Origin of the sequence: Alkanindiges illinoisensis DSM 15370, assembly GCF_000619845.1 — a bacterium.
In the GTDB taxonomy this organism is placed as follows: Bacteria; Pseudomonadota; Gammaproteobacteria; order Pseudomonadales; family Moraxellaceae; genus Alkanindiges; species Alkanindiges illinoisensis.
This window is the reverse complement of record NZ_KK211037.1, coordinates 87,588-99,802: the sequence shown is the minus strand read 5'-3', so window position 1 is coordinate 99,802 and position 12,215 is coordinate 87,588. Positions and strand designations below refer to the sequence as shown.

Sequence of the window (12,215 nt, the reverse complement as noted above, 5' to 3'; positions counted from 1 at the left end):
TGGCGTAAAACTGGCACGGAGCAGTGCTCCGTGAAATCCCACTGCCGCAGGCATAGCCTTTGGCGTTCGCTAGGCAAAATACGATGTATTTTGAAATCCCTAGCTCACTCCCATTCAATTGTTGCTGGTGGCTTACTGCTTACGTCATATACCACGCGCGATACTTCCTTGATTTCATTCATAATACGATTAGAAATGGTTTCCACCAGATCATACGGTAAATGGGCAAAACGCGCAGTCATAAAGTCCACGGTTTCTACCGCACGCAGCGCAATCACCCACGCATAACGACGGCCATCACCCACCACACCCACCGATTTTACCGGCTGGAAAACCGCAAAGGCCTGTGCAGTTTTGTCATACCAGCCACTGGTGCGTAGCTCCTGCATAAAGATGTCATCGGCACGGCGCAGGATGTCGGCATATTCCTTTTTCACTTCCCCCAAAATACGCACGCCAAGGCCCGGGCCCGGGAACGGATGACGGTAGATCATGCTGTGTGGCAAGCCTAATGTCGTGCCCAGCTTGCGTACCTCATCCTTAAACAGGTCGCGCAATGGCTCAACCAGATCAAAGGCCAGATCATCCGGCAAGCCGCCCACATTATGATGCGACTTGATCACATGCGCCTTGCCCTGCTTACTGGCTGCTGATTCAATCACGTCAGGATAAATGGTGCCTTGGGCCAGAAACTTGACGCCTTCCAGCTTGCGCGCTTCTTCGGTAAACACCTCAATAAACTCGCGGCCAATAATCTTGCGCTTTTTCTCTGGGTCTACTTCACCTGCCAGTGCAGACAGGAAGCGTTGTTCGGCATCAGCACGGATGACGCGAATACCCATATTTTCGGCAAACATCTGCATGACCTGATCACCTTCATGCAGGCGCAGCAAGCCATTATCCACAAACACACAGGTGAGCTGGTCACCAATCGCCTTATGCAGCAGCGCCGCCACGACTGAGGAATCCACGCCACCCGACAGGCCCAGCAGGACTTTTTCCTCACCAATTTGTTCACGTAGCTGCTCGACACGCAAGTCAATAATGTGTTCCGGTGTCCATAAATTACCGCAGCCACAAATGCCATGCACAAAGCGTGAAATCAGCGCCTCACCCTGCAGGGTATGGGTCACTTCCGGATGGAACTGTACGCCATAAAAATTGCGGGTTTCATCACTCATGGCGGCAATCGGGCAGCTTGGCGTGCTGGCACTGATCTTAAAGCCTTCTGGCAACGCAACTACCTTGTCACCGTGGCTCATCCACACGCGCAGTTGCTTGGGTGCATCTTCAATTCCGGCAAACAGGCGATCCGGGAACTCATGGATCACATCGGCACGGCCAAATTCCTGAAAGTCGCTGGACTGCACATCACCGCCCAGTTGCATGGCCATGGTTTGCATGCCATAGCAAATCCCCAGTACCGGCACGCCCAGATTAAACACCACCTCTGGCGCACGCGGGCTGCCCTCAACTGTGGTACTTTCCGGCCCGCCAGACAGGATAATGCCGCTTGGCGCAAAGGCACGAATGTCGGCCTCAGACATGTCATAGGCGTACATTTCTGAATACACGCCGGCTTCGCGCACACGACGGGCAATCAGCTGGCTGTATTGCGAGCCAAAATCCAGAATAAGGATACGGTCGCCAGTGATGGACGTGTTGATTTGCGCATTAATTTGAGCATTGGGCTGATTAGCAGTCATGGCAGGCGGCTTCAAATAAAAGGAAAAATTTAGCGCGTTATTCTAGCATTTTTATTGGATGACGCGAAGGCTTGGTACATCATTTGCGCACCACGCACAAAGCATTACCAAAAGCAGCAGTCCCACAGCATTGTATTGGCCTGTTTCATGCTACATCTAATTGATGTCTGAATAATGATTTATGCCTGCCATACATTATTGATAAGAGGGCAAACTGATGAAAATCATTGTGTTGGGCGCGGGTGTTATTGGCATAACAGCAGCCTGGTTTTTAAGGCAAAAAGGCTTTGAGGTTGTGGTGATTGAGCGACAAGCCGGGGCTGGCCTTGAAACCTCGTTTGCCAATGGCGGCCAGATCTCAGTGTCGCATGCCGAACCGTGGGCCAATCCGGGTGCACCCAAAAAAGTACTTCAATGGCTCATGAAAGAGGACGCACCGTTATTATTCCGCCTGCGCGCTGACCTGTTGCAATGGCGCTGGGGCATGCAGTTTTTAAGGGAATGTACACCGGAGCGAACCCGGCATAATATTATTCAAATTGTTAATCTGGGCACCTATTCACGGGCCAGTCTGCAACAGTTACGGCGTGATACCGGCCTTCATTATGATGAGTTAAGCAAAGGCATTTTGCATTTTTATACCAGTGAACAGGAATTTGAAGCAGCTCTCGAACCCGCTAAAATCATGCGTGAATTTGGCTGTGACCGCCATGTGATTAGTGCACAGGAAGCGATTGCTCTAGAGCCTGCTTTAGTTTCCATTCAGCATCAGATTGCTGGTGCCACCTATACCGCTGCCGATGAATCTGGCGATGCGCATCAGTTTACCCAGAATCTGGCACATCTATGCGCTGAACAAGGCGTGCAGTTTTTGTATAACACCACCATTCTGGGTCTTATGACGGATGGCCAGCAGGTTACTGGCGTTAGGGTGCAGGATGCACAGGGTGAACAAATCTTAACGGCTGACAATTATGTGCTGGCGCTGGGCAGTTATAGCCCGCAACTGGTTAAACCGCTGGGCGTGGATTTACTGATCTATCCAGCCAAGGGATATTCAGCCACCTTCCCCATTCTTCAAGCAGACAAAGCACCTAGTGTTAGCCTGACCGATGATGAATTCAAGCTGGTGTTTTCACGGCTGGGTGATCGCTTACGGGTGGCAGGCACTGCGGAACTTAACGGCTATAGTACCGAGCTCAATGAAGTGCGCTGCAAAGCCATAACCCGCCGGGTATTACAGCTATTTCCCGATGCAGTCGATATAAACCGGGTGCAATACTGGACGGGTTTGCGCCCTGCCACACCATCCAATGTACCGTATATTGGCCGCTCAAAAATTGCTAACCTGTTTCTGGATACAGGCCACGGCACGCTGGGCTGGACGCATGCCTGCGGTTCTGGCCGGGCATTGGCTGATATTATGGCTGGGCAAAAACCCGGTGTGGATTTTGCGTTTACGGGGTTTTAAAAAATCCTGTAGCGCATATCACTTCATGCGCTACAGGCCAGTTTATTATTGTTAGCTTGCCAGCTTATTCATGTAAAACTCATTGATGATGCCATTTGGCCCCAAAAGTTTTTCTTTCCAAACTTGCTCTAACTGTTCTGTATCGTCATTTCTCGGATTAAAGTCTTTTTTAAGGAAATCAGGTGCCTTGGTGATTAAGGGCCGTAAAAAACCATCCTGCCCAAAAAGCAGTTTTAATCCCTGAATAAATTCCTTACGGTTCTTGTGACTGCCATGTTTATAGGCAATCACTATGGCTGCATAGATGCTGACAGGAATTACCACACCCATGACCGCACATACGGCAATAAAACGGGTAATCCATTTATCTTCATCCAGTATTTTATACACATCATAACTAACCGTTTTATGCTCCAGTTCTTCGAGCGCATGCCACTGCCACATGGCCAGGGTTTTAGGATCACTGAGCCGGTTTAGGTCAGCATGACTCAACCACTGGATTGCCAGATGCGCCGTAGCATGTTCCATGACCACGGTACAGGCCAGTTGCTGAACAGGCGTTAATTTTCTAAGCAGCCCTAATCCTCTGGTAATACTTTTCACACCAATTTCAACATCAAACCCTTTTTTGATTAATGCCTTGTTAAACCGGTCATGCTCCCTGCCATGCATGGCTTCTTGGCCAATAAAACCGGCAATCTGCTGTTTCAGTGCGTCATCCGTGATGTGATCCCTAAAATAGCGAATTGAATCCATAAAAAAGCGCTCACCCGATGGAAATACCGCAGATAGCGCCACAAAAACCGAGGTCGTCAGTGCATTGTTAAAAGCAAAGTTCACAGGAAAATCGTCAGCAAACACAAATTGCATATGACGTACCGGAATCTGGTTTGAACCGAGTCTGCTGTTTTTAAACGTACTGCCAATAGGCTGATTTTTCAGGTGCGTTGTCATCTTATATCCTCCCAATAGCGCAAATCAGCGCTTTAAGCCCTTGCACGAATAGTGCATACAACCTATATTTATCCGATAAAATTATCGGTTAAAAGTCGGATTTTAGTCGTAACTATTTTGGATCATATTGGAATCGTGACTATGAAGCAGCCTGTTCAGCAACGCGCCAAAAATACGGTGAATGCCGTGATTGAAGCAGGATTTATCTGTGTAAGTCGTTATGGTGCAGCAGCCACCACGATTCAGAAAATTGCGGAAATCAGTGGGGTCAGTACCAGTTCGATTTATGATTATTTTAATAATAAAGACGATATTTTTAATGCCATGCGAACGCACTTTACCCAGGATGTCATCCGGGTTTTAAACCAGCCCAACTATGATTTTAAAAGTATGTCGCGGGCTGAGGTCATTCGCCAAATCCTGAATTCACTCAAGGAACTATTTGAGCTAAAAGATGGGATGTATATTAAATGGCTCAAGGAAAATGTGATTTTTGATCAGTCGACCCAGCCTGAAATTAACCAGATTATTATGGTATTAAGCCAGCTCACTTTTAATTATGTGGTGAATCATCCTGAACTGATGCAACTAAGAAATATGCCAGTGATGTTGTATATTTTTGCCAATGCAGGAATATTTACAGTGCTCAAGTATTTAACAGAAAACGTCCCGGTAGGTTTTAGCTTTGATGAATTGGTCAATGGATTAATTGCAATGGTCGATGGCTATGTTCTCAATGAACTGAGTCAGCAGAAACAAAGCCCTTGAGCTGTCATAAAAAAGAAAGAAAAGGGCAAGATAGTTTCTTGCCCTTTTTATTTCTTATTATTTTCTTAAACCGCCTTCACCACCTGTGCCATTTTCGGCTGGCTGGGCAAGCTGTGTCGCACAATCCGCCACAGCACCTGACCAAACTGCTTGCGAAAGCTGCCGGTATTGTAATGAATGCCATAGCGCTCACAAATTTCCTGAACTTTAGGCGCAAGCTCAGCATAACGATGTGCCGGAATGTCCGGAAACAGGTGATGCTCAATCTGGTGGCTTAAATTACCGGACAGCAAATGCAGCAGTTTGCCGCCGCTTAAATTGCTTGAGCCACGAATCTGGCGATAATACCAGTGACCCCGGCTTTCATTTTCCAGCACGGACTTAGGGAAAATCTCTGCATCTTCAGTAAAGTGACCACAAAAAATAATACTGAATGTCCACAGGTTACGCATGCCATTGGCCGCGAGGTTACCCAGAAATACCGGTAAAAATGACGGCCCAGCAATTACTGGAAAAAAGACATAGTCCTTCAACAGTTGTCGGGTAATCTTTTGCCGGGTGGGCTGCCAGCGCGCCATAAACTCCTGCTTGCTCATGCGGCCTTGCAGGTATTTACCAATTTCAAGGTCCTGAATCGCAACGCCCCACTGAAACAGCATGGCCAGCGTCATTGCATACAGTGGCTGTCCCAGATAAAACGGGTGCCAGCGCTGCTCGGGAAAAATACGCAGCAAGCCATAGCCCACATCGTCATCCATGCCTTTGACATTGGTATAGGTGTGATGCTTGAAATTATGGGTTTTACGCCAGTTGTCGCTGGTGCCCACGGTATCCCACTCGTAGCTTTTGCCCTGCAAGGCCGGATCATTCATCCAGTCATACTGACCATGCATCACGTTATGCGCCAATTCCATATTTTCCAGAATCTTGGCAATACCCAGCAGGGTGGTGCCAGCCAGCCATGCCGGTGGAAACCAGCCCAGAAATAACAAGCCACGCCCGGCCATGGCGGTATAACGCACAGAAGCCACAATCTTGCGGATATATTTGGCATCGCCCTCGCCCAGATCAGTCAGAGTTTGCGCGCGCAAGACATCCAGTTCCGCTGCCAGCATGTCCAGCTCGGCTGCATTTAAAGAACGGCTCTTTTGGCCCTTAGGTAACTTGAACTTGGGCTTTTTTAATAACATGGCACGGTGTCCTCTTTTCTATTCGGTTTAATGTGTTGCAATCTTTTTGGCCAAGGTACAGCAATAGCTTAAATGTCCAGTACCAGATCACTGCTTGCCCTACTCACACACACGCGCAAGGCCGGATTTTCATCATGCTGGGATTCACCAGAAATCAGGTGCTGGGTGCTGCCAGAAACCTTATGGCAGGCACAGGTGTTGCACAGACCCATACGACAACCGCTGGGATGATTGATGCCTTCTGCTTCCAGCGCGGCCAGAATGGATTGGCCGACAGGCACGGTTAAAATGCGTTGTTGCTGTTGCAGGGTAATTTGTACGGTGCTGCAACCTGTGGCCTCCGCATCCGTAGAGATTTGCGGCGGCGAAAAGGCTTCGGCCTGAAACGACGCCACCTGGGCTTGCAGGATTTCCTGCGCGCTACGAACAAACCCTGCCGGGCCACAAGCCAGCACATGGCTATTTTTCAGGTCTTCCTGCTGGGCAAACTGGCTGGCCTCAATCCGGCCACTACGCTCATACGATTGGGTTGGCTCTTGCTGGGTATGATCTTGCTGGGTCAAATACAAATGCAGGGAAAAATTGGGCTGAATTTTGGGCAGGGCCAGTAATTCCTCAATAAAGCAGGCTTCTTCACGGCGGCGCACCCAGTAATGCAGTTGTACGGTCTGTTTGCTGGGAAATAGCCCGCCTTTGGCCGCTTGCCGGGCATATTGGCGCAGCAGGCTAATCATGGGGGTAATGCCGCTGCCCGCTGCCAGCAGTAATACAGGCTGTTGTAATGCAGGCCATTGAAAATCGCCAAACGGCTGGCCCAGATACAACACATCGCCTTCACGCGCTTGCAAGCATAGCCAGTTACTCAAGCGTCCGCCTTCTACCTGCTTGACAGTAATGGCCAGCAAGCCGGGCTGCTCAGGCACCAGACTGGTACTATAACTGCGTGCAACACGCACCCCATTAATTTCGGTAGCTACACTAATATGCTGGCCAGCCTGCGGTATCACCACATGACGGTTGGGTTTTAGGATCAATGTCACACTCTTACTGGCAGCTTCCTCACGACCCACAATTCTGGCCATGGGCTGATCCAGCGACCACAATGGATTAAGCTTGCTGACCCAGAAATTCACCACATTAGGATCCATGGCAATATCAGCAAAGCCACGCAAGCGTTGCCATAGCGCTAACCCGGCCCTTGAGTCACCGGAACTTGACGGCAAGATATCTGGTGAAGCAGGCTGGCTGTTAAGCATGGCAAAACCTTGATCAATTGAATGCAGGCTAGTTATTATACAGATGTATAGACACTTGTATATTATCTTTTCCGGTTTTTTGTCTTTATAATGAAACCGTCTTGTTAAATAACCCGTCATTTATGCCATTGCCTGCTGCTGCAACTACTGGTGCTGATCTGGAAAACCGTGCTCCACAAGGGCGGCGGGTGACGATCAGCCGGGCAGAAATCATTGAGGCGGCCTTAAAACTGCTAGGTCCGCATCGCAGCGTATCGACCCTAAGCCTGCGCGAAGTGGCACGGGAAGCAGGCATTGCGCCCAACAGTTTTTACCGGCATTTTCGGGATATTGATGAACTGGCCATTGCCCTGATTGAACAGGCTGGCAGTGCCTTACGCAGCATTATTGGCACAGCACGGCAACGTGCTTCGCGTGAGCGCAGCGTGGTGCAAAGCTCCATGGAAGTATTCATGGAACAGTTGCGGCTAGAACAAGGCAACCTGCCGCTGTTATTGCGTGAGGGAAAAGTTGGCTCGGCAGCCTTCAAGCAGGCCGTGGAACAGCAGCTCTGCTTTTTTGAAACTGAGCTTAAAGAAGATTTGGTACGGCTGGAACAATTGCATGGCAACCAGTTGTATGCGCCCGAGCTGGTGGCCAAGGCCATTACCCGGCTGGTGTTTGCCATGGGTGCCAATGCCATGGAACAAGATAGCGACAGCCAGAACCGCATCCTGACCCAGACCGTGGACATGATTCACATGATCATTGCCGGTTCACGCCACATGGCCAATCGTGATTTATAGCTAGTTGATTCGATTTATCTTTACTCAATAATCAGACTCTTAAAACATTTACTAATCACTGATTTTCCTGTCCGGCTTAAATCTTAACTGTGCTCAGGATTAAGCCAGTCTTATTTATTTTGTATTCCCCCAGACAAGTTAATGACAGTCCGGCAGACTATTGCTAGCATCTGATGCAAATTTTACCTGATGCCGCCTGAATGGAACTGATTGATTTTATCCTGCATGTTGACCAGCACCTGCTTGAATTTGTTCGTGATTACGGCACCTGGGTGTATGCCATCCTGTTTTTGATTATTTTTGTGGAAACCGGCCTGGTGGTTATGCCACTTCTTCCCGGTGACAGCCTGCTGTTTGCAGCTGGTGCAATTGCTGCTACTGGTGCAATGGACCCGGTACTGCTCAGCATCCTGTTATTTGTTGCTGCGGTGATGGGGGACTCTCTTAATTACCAGATTGGCCGCTACATTGGCCCGCGTGTGTTTAGCATGAACCTGCGTTTTATCAAGCGCGACCATTTGCTAAAAACCCAGTCATTTTTTGAAAAACATGGCGGCAAGACCATTATTTTTGCCCGCTTCCTGCCAATTATCCGCACCTTTGCCCCTTTTATTGCCGGGGTTAGCCACATGCAGTATTCACGTTTTTTAATGTTTAACGTGATTGGCGGTGCTGCATGGATTCTGTCATTTGTGTGGCTGGGTTACTTTTTTGGCAATTTGCCGGTAATCAAGGATAACTTTACCTACGTCATTTTTGCCATTATTGGCATTAGCATGTTGCCTGCGGTGCTGGAAATGCTGCGCCAGTACTGGCCAAACCATAAGCCTAACGCAAAGAATTAGTCATATTTAGATACAAAACTGATAAGCTCAGCAGTATATCAGTGGGTGGACTATTTTAGTTGGGTTAAGCTGTGCAAACGGCTGTCCCAAAGTGTTCACCTCCTGTAAGCTTTGTTTCACGGTTAGCTCAACCATTATTTTAATTAATTCATTGATAATAAAAATAATTATTTAGAAATTCAGGATGTTTCTGTTTATTTCAAAGCGCAACATAAGCGTGTAAAACCGAACACAAAATAAACAGCCCAATTTTTTTAAGCGCTTATATTAAAAAAACAAATTTTATAAATGGAGAATTCATCATGTTTCGTTGGGCAATCATTTTTGCAGTTATCGCCTTAATTGCAAGCTTGTTAGGTTTCGGTGGTGTAGCCGGTCTGTCTCAAGACTTTGCTATCATCTTCCTGGTTGTGGCTATTATTCTGGCTGTGGTGGCCTTTGTTAGCCGTGGCAGAATGCCTTAACCCGCAGATTCCCTGTAAAAACAAAAGGTTTTTGTGATTATGTCTTACATGATCAAGTGAACCAGACAAAGAAGCGGCCTAGGTCGCTTTTTTGCTATTTGTACTTTTTAAGCGCCTCTTTTTCTCATTTTCTAACATCGAATCTAAGTGCGGTTATTTTTATTATTAAATTCCTATATTGAAACTTTGCAGCTAAAAGACGCATTTATCAATAATACTGCATGTAATTGGCAAAGAATGCCGCCTATGGCCTAAAAACGATGCTTCCGGATTTTGAATATTACCAGCAGCCATGTCACTATATTTTTTGCTGCTGGGGTTTTAATATCTGTTGCACTGAACCTGAATAATAAATCCTGAGAGACATGATGAATAATTTTACTAAATTGTCGGCCAGTCCCTGCTATGAAGTCATTGTGATGGGCGGCGGTTTTGCCGGGCTTGGCGCAGCCATTCAGCTTAAGCAGGCCGGAATTAAAAATTTTATTTTGCTGGAAAAAGCCGCTGAACTGGGCGGTGTATGGCGTGAAAACACCTATCCGGGCTGTGCCTGTGATGTGCCCTCCAGCCTGTATTCCTATTCCTTTGCACCTAATCCGCACTGGAGCCGGGTATTTGCCGGGCAGGCAGAAATCAAGCAATACCTGCAAGATACTGCCGAGCACTACGCGGTCATGCCGCATGTGCGCTTTGGCCATGAAGTGCTGTCGGCACACTGGTCGGATACCACAGATTGCTGGACGGTTGCTACCAATCAGGGTGAATTTTGTGCGCGCTTTGTGATCATGGCCTGTGGCCCCATGCATGAGCCAGTGTTTCCCAAGGTAAAAGGCATTGACAGCTTTGGTGGCGAGATTTTTCACTCCTCACGCTGGCGCCATGACATTGACTTAAGTGGCAAGCGGGTGGCAGTCATTGGCACTGGGGCGTCGGCCATTCAGTTTGTGCCACAGATCCAGCCCAGGGTAAAACAGCTCAGCGTTTTTCAGCGCACGCCACACTGGGTATTGCCCAAGATGGACAGCAGCCTGCCCAAACCCGTACAGCAGTTATTCCGCTTCCTGCCCTTAACCCAGCAAGCCATGCGCAGCACGGTCTATGCGATTTTTGAAAGCCTAAACGGCGGCATGCAAAGCCCCGCTGCCATGCGACAGTTCCAGCGTCTGGCTCGTTTTAACCTTCACTATGCCATTAAAGACCCAACCTTGCGCCGCAAGCTAACGCCCAATTATGTGATTGGCTGCAAGCGCGTGCTGCAATCCAATGACTGGTATCCGGCACTGGCACAGCCCAATGTTGAGGTCATTGCCAGTGGCTTGCAGGAAATCCGCGGTAATACCCTGATTGCAGCAGATGGCAGCAGTACTGAAGCAGATGTAATTATTCTGGGAACCGGCTTTGAAATTGCCGAGCCACCGATTGCCCAGCGTATTTATAACCGGCACGGGCAAAACATGGCTGATGTCTGGCAAGGCAGTCCGCAAGGTTACATGGGTACCATGGTGGCTGACTGTCCTAACGGCTTTTTGATGTTTGGCCCCAATATTGCCGTGAGTTCCTCAGCATTTATTATTATTGAAGCGCAACTGGCCTATATCATGGATGCGATCCGGCAGGCCCGCCAGCATGACATTCGTAGTATTGAGCCAGACCCGGAACGTATTGCTGCTTTTAACAGTCGCGTGCAGGACGCCTTAAAAAATACCGTCTGGAACAGTGGTGGATGCAGCAGCTATTTTATTGACCGTAATGGCCGTAACAGCACCGTATGGCCATGGACAACCTTTAAAATGCGCCAGCAGCTTAGCCATTTTAACTTAAATGAATACCTGCTGGATCAACATGCCGGTGAAGTGGCTGAAGGCTAACCAGACGGCACTTATCATGTAAAGGTAACATTTTCAACTCAAAAAGGCCGTGCAAACTGTACTTGCAGGCACAGGTTTTTGGGTAGACTGTTGGGCGTTTTATTTAATAAAAACAGCTTACTGGAGAATGATCCATGGCACAGCCTGCAATTGAATCACGTGAAATCCGTTATACATCCCCTGAAGGGACGACGCTGGTTGGACATCTAGCGCTACCGAAAGAAACCAACGGCGCTGTTCCCGGCATTATTGTTTGCCCGGAATGGTGGGGACTGACCGCATATCCCAAGCAACGTGCTGAGGAACTGGCAGCACAGGGTTACGCGGCACTGGCTATTGATGTGTACGGCGATGGCAAGGTGACCGATCAGGCCAGTCAGGCCAATGAATGGATGAGTGACCTGCTGGCCAATCAGGACTTGCTGATGCAACGCGCCAAGGCAGGCCTTGATTTTCTGGCGGCACAAGCTGAAGTGGATGAAAGCCGCATGGCAGCCATTGGCTTTTGCTTTGGCGGCAAGATTGCCCTGGACATGGCACGCGAAGGTTATGACTTAAAGGGCGTGGTGAGCTTTCATGGCAACTTAAGCCCTAAATTACCTGCCAAAGTCGGTCAGGTAAAAGCCGAGTTGTTAATTGAACATGGCGCAGAAGACAGCATGGTTTCCATGGAAAGTCTGGAGCAGTTCAGGCAGGAAATGGATGCAGCACAAGTGCGCTATCATGTGGATGTGTATCCGGGTGCCAAGCATGGCTTTACCAATCCGGTGGCTGATGACCGTGCGCGTCTGAATGGCATTGATCTGGGCTTTAACGCGCAGGCTGCCGAGAAATCCGGTCAGGCCATGCTGGCATTTTTTGAGCGAATTTTTAAATAATCCAGTGTGGGTGTAACCTATCTAAGCCAT

General features: G+C 48.6%; 11 protein-coding genes. 7 read left to right on the top strand and 4 right to left on the bottom strand.

Annotated elements, in window-relative coordinates:
• Window positions 1-104: 104 nt before the first annotated feature.
• Complete coding sequence (guaA, locus tag Q337_RS0114675) at window positions 105-1,706, bottom strand: glutamine-hydrolyzing GMP synthase (RefSeq protein ID WP_051526928.1); 1,602 nt, start codon at window positions 1,704-1,706, stop codon at window positions 105-107.
• A gap of 217 nt (window positions 1,707-1,923) precedes the next feature.
• On the opposite strand from guaA, the gene Q337_RS0114670 reads away from it, so the two are divergent.
• Entirely contained in the window at window positions 1,924-3,177 is a 1,254-nt protein-coding gene (locus tag Q337_RS0114670) for a D-amino acid dehydrogenase (protein ID WP_026472223.1), read from the top strand.
• A gap of 51 nt (window positions 3,178-3,228) precedes the next feature.
• Here the strand turns inward: Q337_RS0114670 and Q337_RS17980 are convergent, their stop codons facing one another.
• Complete coding sequence (locus Q337_RS17980) at window positions 3,229-4,131, bottom strand: metal-dependent hydrolase (RefSeq protein WP_051526927.1); 903 nt, start codon at window positions 4,129-4,131, stop codon at window positions 3,229-3,231.
• 141 nt (window positions 4,132-4,272) lie between these two features.
• Between Q337_RS17980 and Q337_RS0114660 the strand changes: the two genes are divergently transcribed.
• Window positions 4,273-4,899: a TetR/AcrR family transcriptional regulator gene (locus tag Q337_RS0114660; RefSeq protein ID WP_026472222.1), complete on the top strand. Its 627-nt coding sequence runs from the start codon at window positions 4,273-4,275 to the stop codon at window positions 4,897-4,899.
• A gap of 65 nt (window positions 4,900-4,964) precedes the next feature.
• Here the strand turns inward: Q337_RS0114660 and Q337_RS0114655 are convergent, their stop codons facing one another.
• Entirely contained in the window at window positions 4,965-6,089 is a 1,125-nt protein-coding gene (locus tag Q337_RS0114655; protein WP_026472221.1) for a fatty acid desaturase family protein, read from the bottom strand.
• A 68-nt stretch (window positions 6,090-6,157) separates the two neighbouring features.
• Window positions 6,158-7,345, bottom strand: a complete 1,188-nt coding sequence (locus Q337_RS0114650) for a ferredoxin reductase (RefSeq protein ID WP_051526926.1) — start codon at window positions 7,343-7,345, stop codon at window positions 6,158-6,160.
• A gap of 101 nt (window positions 7,346-7,446) precedes the next feature.
• Here Q337_RS0114650 and fabR point away from each other — a divergent pair, with 101 nt between their 5' ends.
• The 5 genes from fabR to Q337_RS0114625 all read left to right on the top strand — a co-directional run bounded on the left by fabR (window position 7,447) and on the right by Q337_RS0114625 (window position 12,185).
• On the top strand, window positions 7,447-8,130 hold the full coding sequence (gene fabR / locus Q337_RS0114645; RefSeq protein WP_084494880.1) for an HTH-type transcriptional repressor FabR: 684 nt from the start codon (window positions 7,447-7,449) through the stop codon (window positions 8,128-8,130).
• A gap of 200 nt (window positions 8,131-8,330) precedes the next feature.
• On the top strand, window positions 8,331-8,975 hold the full coding sequence (locus tag Q337_RS0114640; RefSeq protein WP_026472218.1) for a DedA family protein: 645 nt from the start codon (window positions 8,331-8,333) through the stop codon (window positions 8,973-8,975).
• Between the two features lie 302 nt (window positions 8,976-9,277).
• Window positions 9,278-9,439 carry a DUF1328 domain-containing protein gene (locus tag Q337_RS18695; protein ID WP_026472217.1) on the top strand — a complete coding sequence of 54 codons (162 nt, stop codon included), beginning with the start codon at window positions 9,278-9,280 and terminating at the stop codon, window positions 9,437-9,439.
• 368 nt (window positions 9,440-9,807) lie between these two features.
• Window positions 9,808-11,307 carry a flavin-containing monooxygenase gene (locus Q337_RS0114630; protein ID WP_026472216.1) on the top strand — a complete coding sequence of 500 codons (1,500 nt, stop codon included), beginning with the start codon at window positions 9,808-9,810 and terminating at the stop codon, window positions 11,305-11,307.
• Window positions 11,308-11,441: 134 nt separating this feature from the next.
• Complete coding sequence (locus Q337_RS0114625; RefSeq protein WP_026472215.1) at window positions 11,442-12,185, top strand: dienelactone hydrolase family protein; 744 nt, start codon at window positions 11,442-11,444, stop codon at window positions 12,183-12,185.
• The last annotated feature ends 30 nt before the right edge of the window (window positions 12,186-12,215 follow it).

Excerpts from the sequence above, each read along its gene's own strand:
- guaA (WP_051526928.1), bottom strand. The coding sequence starts at position 1,706 with ATGACTGCTAATCAGCCCAATGCTCAAATTAATGCGCAAATCAACACG.
- Q337_RS0114670 (WP_026472223.1), top strand. The coding sequence starts at position 1,924 with ATGAAAATCATTGTGTTGGGCGCGGGTGTTATTGGCATAACAGCAGCC.
- Q337_RS17980 (WP_051526927.1), bottom strand. The coding sequence starts at position 4,131 with ATGACAACGCACCTGAAAAATCAGCCTATTGGCAGTACGTTTAAAAAC.
- Q337_RS0114660 (WP_026472222.1), top strand. The coding sequence starts at position 4,273 with ATGAAGCAGCCTGTTCAGCAACGCGCCAAAAATACGGTGAATGCCGTG.
- Q337_RS0114655 (WP_026472221.1), bottom strand. The coding sequence starts at position 6,089 with ATGTTATTAAAAAAGCCCAAGTTCAAGTTACCTAAGGGCCAAAAGAGC.
- Q337_RS0114650 (WP_051526926.1), bottom strand. The coding sequence starts at position 7,345 with ATGCTTAACAGCCAGCCTGCTTCACCAGATATCTTGCCGTCAAGTTCC.
- Q337_RS0114640 (WP_026472218.1), top strand. The coding sequence starts at position 8,331 with ATGGAACTGATTGATTTTATCCTGCATGTTGACCAGCACCTGCTTGAA.
- Q337_RS18695 (WP_026472217.1), top strand. The coding sequence starts at position 9,278 with ATGTTTCGTTGGGCAATCATTTTTGCAGTTATCGCCTTAATTGCAAGC.
- Q337_RS0114630 (WP_026472216.1), top strand. The coding sequence starts at position 9,808 with ATGAATAATTTTACTAAATTGTCGGCCAGTCCCTGCTATGAAGTCATT.
- Q337_RS0114625 (WP_026472215.1), top strand. The coding sequence starts at position 11,442 with ATGGCACAGCCTGCAATTGAATCACGTGAAATCCGTTATACATCCCCT.